This is a genomic window from Haloterrigena turkmenica DSM 5511 (assembly GCF_000025325.1).
Classification (GTDB): Archaea; Halobacteriota; Halobacteria; order Halobacteriales; family Natrialbaceae; genus Haloterrigena; species Haloterrigena turkmenica.
In genome coordinates, this window is sequence record NC_013743.1 from 3,195,832 (window position 1) to 3,212,280 (window position 16,449).

The window sequence follows — 16,449 nt, forward strand, 5'->3', positions numbered from 1 at the left end:
TCGCTCACGGGTCACTTCGTTCCCCGTCTACTCACGGGCGCTCCGCGCCCGTTCGTATGGTTCGCGGGACCGTCGGTCCCGCGCGATTCGCGTTTCGAGGCGCTCCCTTCGGTTGCGCCTCGCCGACAGCGCGCGCCACCGCACGACGGTTCTCGAATCTCGAGCTCAGTACGTCCGATAGCTCGCCGACCCGACCGCGATCCGAACAAGTGTATTCTCGGCATAGGCCGCGGGCTCCGCGCCGTACTTCTCGTTGATCCGCCGGCGCGCCGCGGCCGTTTCGTCGGGGTCGTCGACGACCGTCGCGGTGCCGAGCAGCGACACCATCCAGCGCGTCTGGCCCGCCTCGTCTTTCTGAATCGAGAGCGAGACGCGAGGGTTCTCCCGGATATTCGCCAGCTTTCGACCCGTCGTGACGATCTCGACGACCTCCTCGTCGGCGACGTACCGGTACCACACCGGGGCGACGTGCGGTCGGCCCTCGACGCAGGTGCCCAGATGGGCCATCACTGGCTCGCTCTCGAGTAAGCGCTCGGCTTCGGGCGGAACGGTCGACACGGCCGTCTCGACCACGGGGTTCGGCAAAAGCGGACGCCATGAGGGTGCCAGCCGCGGCGACGACCAGCGAAGAACCCGCGAGTAGCGCTTCGAACCGCGGTCCGGCCGTTAGCTTGCTGATGCAGCCCGAGTAGTGAACTGAACGCCTGCTCGAGTCTGGGATAGAGTCACGATGGCATCACCACAACGACGACCGGACTCCTCGAGTCTCGCAGAGGTACTGGATCGCATCCTCGACAAGGGCGTCGTCATCGACGTCTGGGCGCGGATCTCGGTCGTCGGGATCGAGCTCCTGACGATCGAGGCCCGCGTCGTCGTGGCCTCCGTCGACACCTTCCTCCACTACGCGGAGGAGATCGCGAAAATCGAGCAGGCGACGGCCGAGGGCAATATGGAGGACCTCGAGGAACTCGAGGTCGAGACGCGGGCGGAGTCGTCGCCCGAGTCGGCGGCCTAGCACCGCTCCGTATTCGCCGGACTACCGTCTCGAGAGCGGCGGTTCAGCCGCCCCTCCACCGACGGATGCTCAGTAGCCGGCACGGAGTCGGCCGACGTCGAGTCGAGCGTAGTGCCAGAGCGTCCCCGTCAGTCCGCAGTCGGCGATCCGGCGACCCGAACTCTCGACTACCACCGCGGGACAGTAACCCGTCGGATACCGGCGGCCGAGTAGCCGGCTGAACGCCGTATCCTCGTTAGGTACCTCTGGGAACCCGCCGACGTCGTCGAACGCTCGTCGGTGGACGACGCAGTTGAACCCCGGCAGGATGGGCCGCTCGAGTCGCGAGAAGACGCAGTTGATCGTCGCCTCCATCAGCTTCGCCCGGAGCGGGCCGGTGATCCGACAGTAGGAGCTGCCGGCCGCCAACCCGTTCGCCTCGAGGTAGCCAAGCAGTTCGGTGAGGTAGTTCGCCCGCAGTTCCGTGTCGGCGTCGACGAACGCCAGCCACTCGCCGCGGGCGCGGGCCGCGCCGAGGTTGCGGGCCGCCGCGATGCTCTTTCCTCCCTCGTTGAGGACGGTCGCGCCGTACTCGCGGGCGATCGCCCGCGTCTCGTCGCTCGAGTCGCCGTCGACGACGATCACCTCGGTCGCGTACTCCGTGTCGAGTCCGGCGATGCTCGCGAGCGCGCCGCGGAGGTAGTCGGCCTCGTTTCGCGCCGGGATCACGAAGCTCACGTCCGGTCGGTCGTCGGGTCCCTCAGCCGTCTGTACTCGGGTCGTGTACCCCTCGTCCATCGAGATTCCTACTCGAGGGTCTCTCACGGACGGGCATAACGTCTCGGCGCTCGACTGCGCCGGTAACGTGAGAGGGACTCGAGACGGACTGGCGAGTGGGCATGACACTCACTACCAAACCCATTATCTATCATGAACTTTTATTACCCCGGAGCCGTTACGGGTGAGTACAGATGTCGGTCGTACACGTAGCAGCGTAAACTCGCCTCTCCTCCGACGAGATTCCGTATCGTTCGACGACCTCACTGACACCGACCGACATGAGCACACAACGCCTGCAGACCCGACCCGAGACAGAACCGCAGCCCAACCACATCGACGCGCGAACCCGACCGGCCTCGAGCGAGCGAGCCGACTCGCGGACGGCCGTCGAGCGCTCGCCGCAAACGTTCTCCCACCGGAACACGGCCCAGCTCCAGAACCTGATGGACGAGTTCAACACCGCCTTCGCGGCGACGGGCGATTCGGCGAGCGGTTCGTAGACGACTCGCTTTTCGCGGAATCCAAACCGTCTTTGGAGTACCTCCCGTACGCTCGAGTGGCCGATGACGATTCACTCGCTCCGAGCCGGACTCGGCACCCGGTCGTGACGAGCCCTATGAGTGCCGAGGCCTCGTAATTAACCTTAGATCTTTCGTGAGAAACGCCGATTCGGACAAAGCACGGTGCAAATTACCTGTTTCGTGCCCGTTTGAATTCGTGCGTCGGTGGCATCTCGTCGAGTTCTCCCTCATGAGTTCCCGACAGAGTACTCTCTGCCATCACCAGATTTTCGTCTGCGAGTACTTTATGGACGGTTATCTGGAAGCCCGGAAATGCGTCCGCGATTTCTCGAGCGTCTGCTTCGAAGTTCTCACGACCCTCGACCGTACCGCTCGTTGGAGACGTGAACGTAAACGATTCAGCAACAAGGTCCGAGAACCGAGAGAACTCTCGATTGTTTCAGATCTCTACGTACTCGTTCGCGAGTTGTTTTGTATCTACTGTGGTTTCTTCCATTGTCTCCCCCTCATTGCCGCAGTTGCTATGTGATAGCACAATACATATCTGTAGGAGTTCGTGCCAGTGCTGAATGACACGTACTTCATCTCAATGTAGCGTCAGGAAGTTTGTCGGAGAGAAAGCGTATCTTCACCAGCGGACTACTTATTTCGTGGCCAACATTGCTGGGTCAAGCAATTTTCCTTCGTCTTGATAGTCTTCATATAGGTCCTCGGCCCACGATATAATAGCAGGTTCTTCAGCAACTAACAATCCCCGAACGACCCGTTCATCGTCTCGTTCTTCACCTAACCAAATCGCCACAGAATCATCAAAGAGATGCATATTAAGCGGGATCTCCCCATCGTAGGTCCAGATGCTGTCCCGCTCTGCACGGGCCCGCAACAGCGGCAGTTGCTCTGACTCTGCAGAGAGGGTCTCGATCCAGTTCGCTTCGATCACAAGTTCGGTATCCAACTGCTGCTCGTTGACCTGCTCAGAGATAAGCGTCACATATCGAGGCAGCGTGACCTGAACAAGTGAGCGGACCTCGTCCGTAGCGCGAATCTTCTCCGCCACGTGATCGTATGGCCGGGACGGGGTCGGCGTTTTCGGCGTTATGATATCGGCGGTGCGGAAATGGCGGTAATCGAGCGAGTGAACAGGTGCTGGGAGCCACTCGATAGCGTCACCGAGATGTTGGACTCCCTCCACAGTCTGCAGATAGGCGCGAAACTCAGCGATCATGATTTCCCCCACCTCTGTGAGTTGATATTCACTCCCTTCGGAAGCGATCCACCCGCGTGATTCGCCGGTATCGAGGATCCGTGCGACGGTAGACCGTGAGGCGCCGGTTTGTTCTGCGAGGTCGCGGCTTGTCGTCGGTCCGGCAGTGAGCGCCTCGAACACGCGCACGCTGTTCGTTGAATCTGCGAAGAACTGAATCGCGTCCAGTGCCGATTTCGTGTTGGCCGTTAGCGCGTGACGATGACTGGCCATATCGTACGCTACGTCCGAGTAGTCGCAAATACCTTTGCGGGGGATGGGAAGATTGGCAGGGTCTCGGAATCGTCCCATCGAGTAGGACTATGAATCACGTACTGGTATGTGTCACCAAGGAACAGGAGGTGAGAATGAACGATCGAATACGAGGAATACTGAGACGAAGGACAGCCGAGAGACAAGTAATCAGGAGTATGCCAACGAAAAGTTGGACAAATAGATGATAAGAAAGACGGACAGAAACCGACGTACGGTGGCAAGAATCAGTGGTGACCATGACCAATGAACCGAATCCAGACAGCATCGTACGCCGAAAGCTGTTAAAAGCGGGCGCAGTCATAGCAGGCGCACTCGGGATGCTCCCGTCTGCAACTGCTAGCGGCCGTGAGAACGAGACCCAGACTAACGAAACAACCCAAAGCGAACCTGCTCAATCCCAGAAGGGATACGTGATTGCTGTCGATGGGATAACCGACAGGGACCGGTTTATGAACGAATATTTCCCTGTTGCTGCAGAGACAACTGTCGCGCATGACGGAGAGGCGCTCGTTATCTCGTTTGATCCGACTGTGCTTGACGGCGAGTGGGGGCATGATCTGACGGTCGCCTTGGAATTCCCATCTGTTCGAGCAGCGAAGGAGTGGTATGCGGATGACGCCTTACAAGAAGTCCGGGAGATTCGCCACGAGACCACCGCCTACTCCAATCTGATCGTCACCTCTCAATACTCTCCTGAAGACCGCGCGTAAGGAATTTCATCATCTTTTCCTCTAAGACATTCATCTTCTCAGCACAATATTCTTCACCTGTATTTCTTAAAGGAGACATCAGACCTATTATCCCCTGAGGACTCAACCGATCCCTCGCCGTTTTTCTCCACCACGTCTCTAGCGATCGACCATATCTATATTTCGCTGCCAACTATCCGAAACCGTTGATCGACCGCTGGATGCCGATCCGCCACGGGTGTGGTAATCTGCCACGAGCGTGTCGTCTACTGTTAATTTCGCGCGGTATGAGTGCCGAGGCCTTCGATTTACTCGTTACGCTTGTACCACCGCCGTTTCTCGATTGGTTCCGCCACTTGAGAACGGCCGGTCGCCAACGTCACTAACTGCCGATGTATCCGTAGTAAGAATGCGTCGGAAGCAGCTGGGATTAGCCCGATCGAGCCGGGACACCGAGAAACTCGAACGGCTCAGTCTCGACAAGTTCGTCGGCGACATCGCCGGCGAAGACGTTCGCCTGGTTCTCACCGAGCGATAGCGATCGAACTTCGGCATCGGCTTCGAAGTCGATCCCGTCGAGGTCCAGCCAGAAAACGTTCGGTGAGAGCGCCGACTCGAAGTAGTAGCGTCGGTCGCGGTGATCGGCGACCGTGCGCCAACGCGTCGAGGAGATATGCGGTGCGTCCGGCGTACTGATCCCGTACGGCACGGAGACGTTGCGGATCGCGCCGAAGACGCTCGCCGTTGCGGTTCGACGGTTCTGGGTCTGCGGGATCGCGTCCACGTAGAAACTCGCGCGGGCGAATCGGTCAGCTGGACGATTCGTCCCCGGTAACATGACTGTTCCGCCGATCTCCGACCAATACTCGTCGAGTGCGAGTTGTTGGTCGAACGACGGGGAATTCGTCATCACCTGATACTTACGACCGTGGTGGATCGTCAACTCGCCGTCGACGTACTCGAGGATGGCACTGTCACCCGTGACGTCCGAGATGGACAGGTGTAGGGTGGCCAACCGGCCTTCGTCCGGGATCTCGTCGGAAACGACCACGAATTCTTTGTTCCGGTGGTTCTCGACTGCCTCGGCCACCGTCGCGAAGTTGTCGAGGACATACTGCGCCCACAGCGAGATCGACAGTCCAGGTCTGTCGCCATTCCACTCAGGATAGTCGGATTCGGTGAGCCACAGGACGTTCGCGACCAGACCTGCCTCGTTCATCCCGTCGGTCGTCGCGATGTCGTACGCGGATGCGACGACACTGCCGTACTCGGCGGTCCACGATATCGAGGACGGACCGACTTCGCCCGTTCGCTCCATTCCGCGTGGGAAGGCCCAAATGTTCGTTCCGATCTCGCCGTGCCAGTCCATCGACCGGCCAGTGAGCACGATATTCTCGGGTCCGAGATACACTAATCGCGTACACATCTACGATCTCCCTCCGGTCTCTCGGCCGTTGTGTGCCATAGGCCAGAACATAATTCTTCCCTACTTCGATCAGGAACATAAGTTGCATTCGGTCAGAACTGATACGTTCTGGCTGGGAAGACGACAGTCTCTCGAGTTCGGAAACGAGCGCGACGGTCGGATGGGCGACGTGTCCGATGTGGCTCTCTTGGTCCGCAATCACACACGGAACTGACTCGGCCATCGGCAGCAGGTCTGCGTGCGCGGTGCTGGTACCGAGAGTTCGATAAATCGACCTGGTCGTGTCATCTCCAATATCAACCGTGCTGTCAGACAGTGAAATCAGTCGGCGTATGACGATTCACCTGGCCCAGAAACTTGTCCGAGAAGGCGCACGTAGCCGTCCTCGTTCTCGAGTGGTCCTGTCGGCTAACGTCTTCAGATCAACATCTGATTCACTTCAAGAATACATGTAAGTCGTTCCTGTTCGAGTGCCGAGGACACCGATTTACGCGTACCAGTTCGGGATCTGTATCGAAATATGCGACTACAACCGACACATCGTGCTGGATAGAGAGGCCTATATTGCACAGCGATTCATATTGGCTGAAATATTACCACGCTGAAGGGTAAAGATCCGACTGCTACTCCCTGTAGCAGCGCGTAGCAAAGCGCAACGCGAACCTCGTTACGTCCCCGCTTTCGCTTCACTGGGGCCGGTTCGGAATGTCCTTATCCTCGTATCCTGCCGCACGAAAGAAGCGCCGTTCGATGATTCTAGCGGTGATGTCGATGAGGTCTTCGTCCTCTTCGGAGACGTCCGCAAAGAGCCCGAGTGGGATTTGTGCCGCCGCCATGTCTTCGTGGCCGCCGGCAGACCCGACGTCGCCGAACACTTCCTCGAGGAGATTGCCGAGATCGACCCGCGAGTCCGTCGATCGGCCGCTGATGTGTATCTCGTTTCCGCTGATGCCGAAGACGACGACCGTCTCGACGCCTTCCAGGTCCAGAAGGTAATCGGCTGCCTGCGGGAGTACGTCTCGTTCGGAGCTCCGGCCGACGGTGGCGACGAGATATGCCGACTGGACAGTCCGGGTCCGAATGGCTTCCGCGATCGCGTCGACAGTAATCTCTGACAGGGGCGGATCGTTCATCTTCTTGAGGAGATTGAGGTCAACGAAGGGATGAAGATACAGCGCCGCCTCGTACTCCTTTTCCGTGACATTTCGGAGAAAGTCGAGGGTCTCGCGTCGAATAGCGAACAGCAACGCCGTGGCGAGTTCCGCGTCGAGTGGAAGGTCGAGCGCGCGGTGATACTCGACGATGATCGTCGTCGTGCTGCTGTACTCCCCGCGTACGTCGACGAATTCCGCCGGCGGTTCGTCGCCCGGATGGTGGTCGATTACGATATCGACCTCGGTATCGGGCTTGAGACCGTTGTTTCGTCCGGGGATTGAACAGTCCACGAGCGCGATACGGTCGTATCCTTCGACGGCATCGGCGGTGAACTCCCGAAGGTCGATGTCGAGCAAGTTCACGAACACTCGGTTCTGCGGATGAGTGACCTCGCCGCCGTAAAAGAACTCGATGTCCCAGACGCTGGCGTACTCGGCGACGCGTTTCAACGCCAGCGCGCTCGCTAAGCAGTCAGGGTCCGGGTTGTCGTGACAGACGACCGCGAGCGATTCCGTCTCTTCTAATAGTTCGACCAGCCGATCGGCGCGCGACCGTTCGATGGATTCGGACTCGGCCGGTTCGGAGTCTTCGAGTTCAGTGTCGAACGACTCCGACTGCGGTTCTGATCCGGAGGACGTTTGATTATTGTCAGCCATGGTCTGTTACGCCGAATCTGATCCGATGCAGGTCGATATCTTCGGTCAGCGACTCTCTTAGACCCTGAATCAGGAAAAAGACTCAGTCGTGGTCTAAGTTATGTCATATATTGGTAGGGCCCGGAAGAGGATAAGCTAGTTGCATGAACGGAGACCCGTCTCACTGAGACAAGAACGGTAATTTTGACGAGTTGCTTAGTCAACTCCGGTCAATCAAGATTAAGTAATGAACGTTACAGTACTTATCGTTCGATCGATCGCTCCGTAAACCTCTTCAACATCTGCTCCGACCCGACGATTCGCACGCTCGAAATGGCCGATTCGGCGGCGATCCTGCGCGCCCGAAACAGTTTCTGGAATGTATGCTCCCCATCGTGTTCGAAACTACTGACGGGGCCAGCAGGTATCTCTGCGGCCGACTTCTCTGGACAGGATACGTTGGTACATGCACATCGTTCCTGTTCGAGTGCCGAGGCCATCGATTTACGTGTATCTCTCCACCTCTTTCACGGTATCTAAGACATTCCGAGAAGTCACAGCGAGGAGGGGAGAGGAATCAATAAATCGAGGAATGTCACGGGTTCCTGTCACCTCGAGATTTAGGGGTTATCTCGAGAGCGCAACTGCTGCGGGTCATCGAGGTGGTATCCGCCACCACCTCCATCGTCATCGTCGTCTGGACCACTACATCCAGCAACCACAACCGTCGTGGCGGTCACAGACGTTGTGAGAAAGCGCCTCCGTTTCATGTTTGATGCTTGGTAACGTGGAACAATAAACATATGGGAGACGTATACCGAGAATTTTCCCTACCCCAAATGAGATCAGCTGCTACCTGTCACTCGACTCCAGAACCGAGATGGACCCGTTTCGAGGACGGAACGCCAGCGGAACCATCGTGGTGACGACGGTGAGCGGTGCGGATTCGGAACTCGTGGCGGACTGCCGCCCTCTATTCGGAGCGCACCACTCCGCATTCCTCCTCGTTCGAACCCCATCGATCGGACGCTCCTCGAAACGGTACTCGCCGTTCGATCGCCGGTCGGAGTCGGTCGACCTGATCGCCGGCGTCCGGTGCACGACAGCGGCCTTATCCGCCGTCGGGCGGCCCCAACTCGAGGACGTAGTACCTCTCGTCCTCGTCGCGGAGCGTGGCGACGACGCGGCGCTCCCGATCGAGGTCGGCTGCCGCTTCCTGGTGGACGAACAGGTACCTGATGCGATCGTTCGATTCGACCCGCGTCTCCTCGACTGGCTCGATCGACCGATCGGAGTAGAACACCAGCGAGTGAAACCCGCCGGCCCGCGTGGATTCGGGGACGACGAAGACCGTCGCGTCCGGGGGCGTCTGGTGGTCGATCAGCGTCCCCGCGGCCTCCTGTTGCTCGTCCAACGCCGAGCCGCCCATTTCGACCGGTGCGGCGGTCGTAGATACGAGAAGGAGCGCGAGGGCTACGAACGCGACGGTCCGGAGCCGCGAGACGTCGACGTCGCGCCATCGTCGCCGCAGCGTCGAGTCGAGCGGCCGCTCGGCGATAACCGCGATCGCAGCGGCGACGAGGACGAGCGCGAACGCGACGCCGCCGGGAACGTGGTCCTGCAGTCGGTACCGAACGAGCGAGGTCACGTCGAGTCGAAACGTAAAGACCAGCGCGAGGACGCAGCCCGTGACGACGCCGCCGACCGCGAGCGAGCGGTCGATCGATCGGGGCGACGCGACCAGCGAGACCATGCGACCGACCAGCAGCCCCGCCGGAACGTACAGCGGCAGGATGTACCAGGCCTGGTTCCCGGTGACCGAAAAGAAGGTGAAGACGCTCGCGGCCCACCACAGCAGGAACGTCGTATCGCGCAGCGGTTGCGAGCGCCCCTCCGTAACCCGAACGCGAACCGCGACGACGGCGACGACGCCGACCGCCGGGAGCAGGAAGTACAGCCACGGATCGAAGTACGAGGGAAGGTGACGGAAGTACGGATACGACATGAATCCGAACGTCGTCTCGTGGTACGGCGGGAACGAGCCGCTCGCCCGAGCGATCACGTGCTTGAAAACGAGTTCCTCGAGGAACAGGTCACCGTGGCGGAGCCAGGCGAGGATCGGCCACGGCAACGCCAGTACGAGCGTTACCGCCGCGCCGATCACCGCCTCTCGCGAGAGGAGTCGCCGACGCCCGAGCAGATCAAAGGGGACGAGCGCGAGGAGCGCCAGCGGGAACGTGCCGGCCGCCAGTCCCTTGACGAGGAGTGCGCCCGCCGCCGGGAACCCCGCGTACGCGAGGTATCGTCGATCGTCGGCGACGCCCTTCCAGACGAGGTAGACGAACAGGGTGCCGAAGAACACGAGCGCGGTGTCGGTTCCGCCGTTCCGACCGCCGTTCATCCCCGCGAACACGTACGGCGTCGTCAGCCAGACCAGCCCGGCCACGAACCCCGCCCTGCGGTCGAAGAGGTCCCGACCGAAAACGTAGGCGAGCACGCCGGTCGTGATTGCGAACGTCGCGGACGGAAAGCGGGCGCCGAACGCGGTGGCACCGAAGACGCGCATCGAGATCGCTTGCAGCCAGAACGCACCCGGAGGCTTCTGCAGGAAGAGCATCTCGGCGACGACGGCCCCGTCGGCGGCCCAATCGACGCGAGGGACGATCCACGATCCGCCGCGGCTCAGCCGCCGCGCGATCGACGCGTAGATCGCTTCGTCGAAGGACTGGAGCGTCGACCCGCCGAGGTCGACGTAGTAGACGTACACGCCGGCGGCGAGGAGGACGGCGATCGGGGTTCGGTCCCGATCGGTCGGGCAGAGGGTTCTGACCGAGTCGATCAGCATCGCTGCGGCGGTTCGAGGTCCGGTCCGCGCTCGAGACGGGATCCCCATTCGCCGATAACCGCGATCCGATCCGAAAGATCCTGTCCCTGCCTATTCTCGGTCGTATCCCACGCACCAACGAGTACCGGGACTCGAGAACCGCACGTCGATTGTGGCGTTCACGAGGCAGCTCGGATGGACGCCAGAGGCGATTCCCGTGTCCTCACGGGAGTCAGTTGCTACCGACCTCTAGAGGACTTCGCGACACGGCCAAGATGTGCCTGTCGTCGCGACCTATACATCAATATTTCAGTTTTCAAAACTAGAGGATATATTTATTAATAATTATTCTGATTGTATTGGCGAAGTTATGGATAGAGACAGCCATGAGGAAGATCGGAGAACGGTGCCTATCAGCAGACGGACCCTCCTCTCGAGCGTCCCTGGAGCCGCGATCGGCGCTGCGCTCCCGATCGGGACCGCAAGTGCACGAGATGACGGCGACGACGAGTCACTGGGTCGGCTCACGCCCCGGCCCGCGACGACGGGCGACGGTGACGTACGATCGCTGAACGGAACGTGGGAGTTCGCGCTCTCGACAACCATCGACGACCAAGGCGCCGAGTGGCGCGAGGCGGAGGTGCCAGGCCAGTGGGGATACAGCGAGTCCGCCATCCCAGAGGGACCAGCGGAGTGGTATCCCCCGGAGGGGCAACTGGGGTGGTATCGCCGAGAGTTCGAGGCCCCCAAGAGCGACCGTGAACGACTTCTCCTCCGGTTCGACGCGGTGTACAGCGAAGCGAGGGTGTACCTCAACGGAGCCGAGATCGGCCATCACGTCGGCGGCTACACCCCCTTCGAGATCGACGTCACCGACCACGTCGAGGCGGGGACGAACGTGCTCTCGGTCGGCGTCGCCCAGGCGTCGCCGGCGGACGATATGGCCTGGCAGAACGTCACCGGTGGGATCACGCGGGACGTGACGCTCGTCTCGGTTCCCGAGATTCACATCGCCGATTACGACGTTCGTACCCACCTACAGGGGTCGTCAGCGACAGTCGACGTCGAGACGAGAATCGAAAACGCGAGTGGAGCGGACGCCGATGCGACGCTGGAGGTGACGCTTTCGGACCCGAACGGTGAGACGGTCGCGACCACAGAACGCTCGCTTTCCTCGCGGGAAGGTGGCTCTTGTGACCCCTCGACGACCCTCGAGGTGGCCGACCCGAACACGTGGAATCCGGAGGAGCCACAGCTCTATACCCTCGAGATCGACCTCAACGCCGGGGATTCGACCGAGCGGGTGACCCAGCGCCTCGGGATTCGAGAGATCGAAGTCGTGGGGGACGAACTCCGGCTCAACGGCGAGGCAGTGACGCTGCGGGGTGTCAACTGGGAGGAGATTCACATCCCCGATCACGGTCACGCGGTCCCGCCGGAACTCACTCGTGAGGACGCTCGCCGACTAAAGGAGGCGAACGTCAACTACGTGCGGACGGCCCATCATCCGACCTCGGAGGCGTTTCTCGACGCCTGCGACGAGCTCGGGCTCGTCGTTGAAGTCGAAGCGCCCCACACGTTCGTCGGCCGCGGCCGGGGAGACCCCTATCCGGAGATAGTCGTTTCACAGACCGTAGAGATGGTCGAGCGTGACAAGAACCGGACGTCGGTCTGTCTCTGGTCGATCGCGAACGAGTCGGAGTGGTACGATGCCTTCGAGACCGCCGGCCGGCTAACCAAGGCAATCGATCCGACGCGGCCGACGATTTTCAACTACGACAACTACGATCCCGACGACCCCTGGCACGACGTCTACGACGTCCGTTCGCAACACTACCCCGCGTTTCGCGCGGACTCGACGATCGAAGAGTACCTCGGTCTCGACGATCCGATCCTGTTCGATGAGTACGCTCACACCTACTGTTACAACGGCCGGGAGTTGGTGACCGATCCCGGACTCCGCGACCAATGGGGGATTCCCTTCGAGCGGATCTGGGAGCGCTGTCGGGCCGGCGACTCGGTCGCCGGCGGCGCGATCTGGGCCGGCGGTGACCACCTGGAGCGGTGGAGAGGGTACCTCTGGGGGCTACTCGACCGCCACCGCCGGCCACGACCCGAATACTGGCACGTCAAGAAAATCTACTCGCCGGTTCGAGTCGTCGAGACGGAGTGGCTCGGCAACGGCAACGTTCTCCGATTGACTATCGAGAACCGTCACGAGTTCGTCGACCTCGCCGACCGCTCGATCGAGTTCGAGGGGGCCCGAAACTCCGGAAACCGCCCGATCGAGGCGGCGCCGGGCGAGCGCGTGACAGTGACGGTCCCGGTGGCCGAGGACCGGCTGGAACTCAGGGTCACCCATCCACACGGCCACACGATCGAGCAGGCCGTTTTCACCGTTGACTCGCCGGGGTGCGAAAGCTACCCGGTACCGACGGGGACGCCACTCGAAATCGACGAGGAATCGGTGCGGACGACCGAGGGTCCACCGATGTCGGTCGACCGGAATACCGGGCGCGTTGAGGTCCAACCAGAGGACGGGCAGGGAACGCCGGTCGTGGTCGGCGGACCGGAGTTGGTCCTGACACCGACCGAGGCGGAAGCGAGTCAGGAGGGCTCGGGGGCGATCGACCACCGTCCCGACGGGCGAACGGTTACCGACGTGAGGGTCGTCGAGGACGGTGCGGCCGTCGCCATCGACGTCGAGTACGCGGTCGCGACCGGAACGTTCGTCCTTCGACCCGTCGACGGCGGCGTCGAAGTCGAGTACGAGTTCGAGATCGAGGAGGCACTCGACGTCCGCGAGGTCGGCGTTGCACTCCCGCTCACACGCGACCTGACGACGCTGTCGTGGCGTCGAGAGGGCCAGTGGAGCACCTACCCCGACGACCACATCGGGCGGACTGAAGGGACGGCCGTGGCGTTCCCCGAGGGAACCCGGCCGGACCACGAGGAGATCCGCCTCGGTAGCGACCGGCCCTGGAAGGACGACGCGACGAGCCACGGCTCCAATGACTTTCGGGGAACGAAGCGAAACGTCTACACCGCGGCCCTGGTGAACGACCATGGTGCCGGCGTTCAGCTCCGCTCTGAGGGCGACCACCACGTCCGTGCCCAGGTTCGTTCGGAGTCGGTCGATCTGCTCGCGCTCGAGCGCTCGCTGTCGGGGACCAACCCCTTCGGGTGGATGAACCGCCAGCCGGTCCTGAATGAGGACCCCACGATCGAGGCGGATGAGATCGTCCGCGGAAACGCAGCGTTCGAGATCAGAGGGTCTCCATCGGTGTAATCCCGAGAATTTCTCCGGATGACGGTATTTCGAGTCGGAGCGGACCTGGCAGACTATCGCTCGAGACTGTCTTCCGGGGCGAACTATTCGAAGAGTAACTATTTCGTCATCCGCTTCCATGAGTATCGTAGGGCCAGCAGTGGCTCGAGAAACCATGAATATCGACGAATTCGTCACCAATAACGAGCCCAAAGAGGGTGGAGAGACGTTTCAACTCGAGAATAGCAAACTGCTCGACGTCGACCTCGACGGAGCGGTGATCGCGAAAGCGGGGTCGATGATCGCCTACAGCGGCGACATCTCGTTCAAAGGGAAGTCCTCGGCCGAGGGCGGACTCAAGGGGTTCCTGAAAGAGAAGGCGACGAGCGAAGGAACGTCGGTGATGGAAGCGACCGGTAACGGGCACCTCTACCTCGCCGACGACGAGAAGAAGATCCAGATCCTCGAACTCGATGCGGGCGAGGAGATCTCGGTCAACGGGAACGACGTCCTCGCGTTCGAGTCGAGCGTGAACTACGAGATCCGGACTATCAAGAGCATCGCGGGATTCTCGGCGGGTGGCTTGACCAACGTCTCCCTCGTGGGACCGGGGAGCGTCGCGATCACGACCCACGGCGAACCGCTGGTGTTGCGCCCGCCGGTCCGGACCGATCCCGGCGCGACCGTCGCCTGGAGCGGCACCACGCCGGGCAGCCACGTCGACAGGTCGCTCTCTAACATGATCGGACAGTCTTCGGAGGAGACGTACCAACTCGATTTCACCGGGACGGAGGGATTCGTCGTCGTCCAACCCTACGAGGAGCGTCAACTCCAGGAGTAGCGACCGGTGTGGCCGTGGGGTTCTCGGCACGCCGCCAATGCGACACGTGTGGAAAAAAGCCGGGACACGGATTCGCATGGAGTGCTTGTCGAGGCTGGTGTCTTCCGTTCGACGACAGGCGGCCGATACGAAGATCCGTCCATGAGCGAAATCCGTCGTTCTGTGGGAGTATTTGTGCTGTGGACTGAGGGACGGTATACTCGAGTTCGGCTGCTACCGTCGAGCTAGCGCTCCCCACTCCGCAAGGTTCATTATCCATATAGGTAACCTATCTGTAATGTATCTCTATACGCCGGACGAAATCGATAGAGAGCGCGCCCATCACCAGGCGGTTATTCAGGGAGCGGGCGATTTGGACGTCAAACGGATCGGGAACCTGGGCGAGCTCGCGTTCGAACAGTTCTGTCGGGAGTATCTTCCCGTCGAGATGTGGGAGTGGGAGAACGAGGAAGCGGTCCGGCGTTGCAACCCGGAAAGTTTCTCCGGTCACGACTTCGAGGTCTTCGGCTACGAGATCGACGTAAAAACCTCGAGGGACGTCTCTGCCTTCCGTCCTGCAAATCTCTTGGAAAACGATCCAGACGACGATATCATCGTCATGGTCTGGCATCGAGACAACGAGGACGCACTCATCCTCCTTGGCTGGGAACGCACTGAAACGCTCGAATCGAAGGTCAAAACCCAGGAGGCGTATTCCGGCGAAGAACCCGAGAAACTCGCGCACTTGGCGGCCCGTCCGATGAACGAGTTGCACGATATCGGACCGAACACGGCTCACCTCAACCAGAAACCGGAGAACCCGTTCTCTTCCGGCGATCGCGTGGCGAAGAACGGAGACGGTGATGGCTCGGTCGCAGTCGTCGTTGAGGTGTTGCCACCGGAGAAAAACACCACCGCTTACGGGCAAGAGATGGACGGCGAAGCAGTGAACGTAGCGTTTCCGAATATGCTCGACGATGGCCCCGGAAACTGGCGAGAGATCCATCCCGCGAAACTAGCTTCCTACTGTGACGATCAGAATATCAAACTCTACACCTACAAACACACGAATCTCGAGTACCCCGAAAATCCCTTCACTCCGGGCGACTACGTCATCAAACCCGATTACGAAGATCCGGATTTAGCAGTGGTTCTCGAGGTCACAGGGGATAGCGACGAGGACCGAGAGATTTCCATTGCCTTCTGCAAGCACCTCGAGGAGGAATGGGGCGAGCAGCCGTACGTACTACCAGCTGATCTCCGTTCACGTTGTGACGAGGCCGGTATCAAATCGTACTCCTACGATTACGACGAACTCAGCTTTGAGCATCAATTCTAAGCGACCGACGCCCCGCCAGAAATGCGGGGGATTGCGCTGTGCAACTCCTCTAAACCTGCTCTCGAATGGTCTGTGCCCATCGAAGTATCTCGATAGAACTCGTCGAGCCCACGATACGGGGTCGAGAGCTGACATGAGTTTCCTAACTCGAGGAGATTTGGAACTTAGACAGGCCTTTTTGTAGATACTGTTAGGGCCCTGGTGCGTCGTTCCTGCTCAAGTACCGAGGCCAGACAGCTATAAGCGGGACCGCCCGCAATGGCACATCCACAGTTATCGACCTCTCAGCGGGCGATGTATCGAGCGACCAGGACGATCGGAACGACCGGGATCACCAACCCCGTTACGATGAGGACGACAGCGACGATCGCCTTCTGGAACTGGCTCGAGTCGTCCCAGACCGATCGCGACAGTCCGTCGATCGCTTCCGCGGTCTGCTGTACGAGTCCGGACATACAGAGTACGTAACGCCGTAGACG

13 protein-coding genes and 1 pseudogene are annotated in these 16,449 nt (G+C 60.5%); 6 read left to right on the plus strand and 8 right to left on the minus strand.

Translation table 11 applies throughout. The features are described 5' to 3' along the window. Positions 1-165: 165 nt before the first annotated feature. On the minus strand, positions 166-558 hold the full coding sequence (locus HTUR_RS15355; protein ID WP_049941915.1) for a pyridoxamine 5'-phosphate oxidase family protein: 393 nt from the start codon (positions 556-558) through the stop codon (positions 166-168). Positions 559-730: 172 nt separating this feature from the next. On the opposite strand from HTUR_RS15355, the gene gvpA reads away from it, so the two are divergent. Then, a complete protein-coding gene (gene gvpA, locus HTUR_RS15360) occupies positions 731-1,015 on the plus strand; it encodes a gas vesicle protein GvpA (RefSeq protein ID WP_012944239.1) in 285 nt (94 codons plus the stop codon). 69 nt (positions 1,016-1,084) lie between these two features. Here the strand turns inward: gvpA and HTUR_RS15365 are convergent, their stop codons facing one another. After that, the gene (locus HTUR_RS15365; protein ID WP_012944240.1) at positions 1,085-1,792 is read right to left on the minus strand and encodes a glycosyltransferase; all 708 of its coding nucleotides are present in this window, start codon (positions 1,790-1,792) and stop codon (positions 1,085-1,087) included. A 260-nt stretch (positions 1,793-2,052) separates the two neighbouring features. Here HTUR_RS15365 and HTUR_RS15370 point away from each other — a divergent pair, with 260 nt between their 5' ends. Further along, positions 2,053-2,274 carry a hypothetical protein gene (locus HTUR_RS15370; protein ID WP_012944241.1) on the plus strand — a complete coding sequence of 74 codons (222 nt, stop codon included), beginning with the start codon at positions 2,053-2,055 and terminating at the stop codon, positions 2,272-2,274. A gap of 190 nt (positions 2,275-2,464) precedes the next feature. Here HTUR_RS15370 and HTUR_RS28655 read toward each other — a convergent pair. Further along, a pseudogene (locus HTUR_RS28655) lies at positions 2,465-2,722 on the minus strand (ester cyclase); the annotation flags it as partial. Positions 2,723-2,938: 216 nt separating this feature from the next. Next, on the minus strand, positions 2,939-3,772 hold the full coding sequence (locus HTUR_RS15375) for a helix-turn-helix transcriptional regulator (RefSeq protein WP_148225345.1): 834 nt from the start codon (positions 3,770-3,772) through the stop codon (positions 2,939-2,941). A gap of 278 nt (positions 3,773-4,050) precedes the next feature. Between HTUR_RS15375 and HTUR_RS25620 the strand changes: the two genes are divergently transcribed. Next, positions 4,051-4,524, plus strand: coding sequence for a DUF1330 domain-containing protein (locus HTUR_RS25620; RefSeq protein WP_012944243.1), 474 nt, complete (start codon positions 4,051-4,053; stop codon positions 4,522-4,524). Positions 4,525-4,933: 409 nt separating this feature from the next. On the opposite strand, the gene HTUR_RS15385 is transcribed toward HTUR_RS25620, so the two are convergent. The 3 genes from HTUR_RS15385 to HTUR_RS15395 form a co-directional block, all read right to left on the minus strand. Then, positions 4,934-5,929, minus strand: coding sequence for a linear amide C-N hydrolase (locus tag HTUR_RS15385; protein WP_012944244.1), 996 nt, complete (start codon positions 5,927-5,929; stop codon positions 4,934-4,936). Positions 5,930-6,615: 686 nt separating this feature from the next. After that, a complete protein-coding gene (locus HTUR_RS15390) occupies positions 6,616-7,740 on the minus strand; it encodes a DHH family phosphoesterase (RefSeq protein WP_012944245.1) in 1,125 nt (374 codons plus the stop codon). Between the two features lie 1,090 nt (positions 7,741-8,830). Next, a complete protein-coding gene (locus HTUR_RS15395; RefSeq protein WP_081443474.1) occupies positions 8,831-10,612 on the minus strand; it encodes an ArnT family glycosyltransferase in 1,782 nt (593 codons plus the stop codon). Between the two features lie 337 nt (positions 10,613-10,949). On the opposite strand from HTUR_RS15395, the gene HTUR_RS15400 reads away from it, so the two are divergent. The 3 genes from HTUR_RS15400 (at position 10,950) to HTUR_RS15410 (ending at position 15,970) form a co-directional block, all read left to right on the plus strand. Then, a complete protein-coding gene (locus HTUR_RS15400) occupies positions 10,950-13,832 on the plus strand; it encodes a glycoside hydrolase family 2 protein (protein WP_049941763.1) in 2,883 nt (960 codons plus the stop codon). Between the two features lie 154 nt (positions 13,833-13,986). Then, the gene (locus HTUR_RS15405; protein WP_012944248.1) at positions 13,987-14,652 is read left to right on the plus strand and encodes an AIM24 family protein; all 666 of its coding nucleotides are present in this window, start codon (positions 13,987-13,989) and stop codon (positions 14,650-14,652) included. Positions 14,653-14,929: 277 nt separating this feature from the next. Beyond that, entirely contained in the window at positions 14,930-15,970 is a 1,041-nt protein-coding gene (locus tag HTUR_RS15410) for a hypothetical protein (RefSeq protein ID WP_012944249.1), read from the plus strand. Positions 15,971-16,254: 284 nt separating this feature from the next. Here the strand turns inward: HTUR_RS15410 and HTUR_RS27485 are convergent, their stop codons facing one another. Then, a complete protein-coding gene (locus tag HTUR_RS27485) occupies positions 16,255-16,425 on the minus strand; it encodes a hypothetical protein (RefSeq protein ID WP_012944250.1) in 171 nt (56 codons plus the stop codon). Positions 16,426-16,449: the final 24 nt, after the last annotated feature.